This is a genomic window from Streptococcus pseudopneumoniae, assembly GCF_001074975.1.
GTDB classification, from domain to species: domain Bacteria; phylum Bacillota; class Bacilli; order Lactobacillales; family Streptococcaceae; genus Streptococcus; species Streptococcus pseudopneumoniae_D.
The window spans coordinates 1-293 of record NZ_JUUO01000041.1 but is presented as its reverse complement, the minus strand read 5'-3'; the positions used below and the strand labels follow the sequence as shown (position 1 = coordinate 293).

Here is a 293-nt window from a genome sequence, read left to right as displayed (position 1 = left end):
GAAACGCCATGGTTGGCGAACGGTTACTCCTCGACCTGAACATCCCAAGAAGGCAGACGCTCAGACCATTGAGACGTCTAAAAATAAAATCTACATTTGAGACCTTAAGTAAGCGCTTTAAAGAAGAGGGAACTTATAACAAAGTACGTTTGATGTACCAAGACGAAGCTGGTTTCGGGAGAATCAGTAAGATGAGTTCTTGTTGGGCTCCTCAAGGAATCCGACCAAGTATTCCTAGTCATTATATGCGAGAATATCGCTATTGTTATGGGGCAGTAGATGCTCAGACAGGA

1 pseudogene is annotated in these 293 nt (G+C 43.7%); it reads left to right on the top strand.

Going from position 1 to position 293, the window contains the following annotated elements:
• Positions 1 to 293: pseudogene (locus ADI86_RS10720) on the top strand (IS630 family transposase); the annotation flags it as partial.